Annotated in this window: 1 protein-coding gene; it reads left to right on the top strand. The window is 48.8% G+C overall.

What is annotated here, in order from left to right; all coding sequences use genetic code 11:
* Nucleotides 1–99: 99 nt before the first annotated feature.
* The coding region (locus NJG22_RS24505) for a hypothetical protein (protein ID WP_253098517.1) at nucleotides 100–283 on the top strand (184 nt) is incomplete at its 3' end.

The raw sequence follows: 283 nt of genomic DNA, 5'->3' as shown, positions 1-283 counted from the left end.
CTGGATTTCAGCGGATTCTACCGAAGACCTTGAAAGGGATGGCCGTAAAGGCGAAAAGGTGACTAAGCGTCGATATAGCAAATGAATGCGCTTACATCTGTGAATACCCACGCCGGCGACTTTGACTTTGACTTTGACTTTGACTTTGACTTTGACTTTCAGAGCGTGAGTTTTGAAAGCTATACGCGCATTCATTGGCGATGGCGACGCATAGTCACCTTTCCGCCTTTACGGCGGCCCACTTTTGTCTTGGCAAAAGTGGGCAAAACCGTTCGGCTCCGTT

Source organism: Pseudomonas sp. VA159-2 (assembly GCF_024126635.1).
Taxonomy (GTDB): Bacteria; Pseudomonadota; Gammaproteobacteria; order Pseudomonadales; family Pseudomonadaceae; genus Aquipseudomonas; species Aquipseudomonas muyukensis.
The sequence above is the reverse complement of the archived record's forward strand: the minus strand, read 5'-3'. Positions and strand labels throughout refer to the sequence as shown.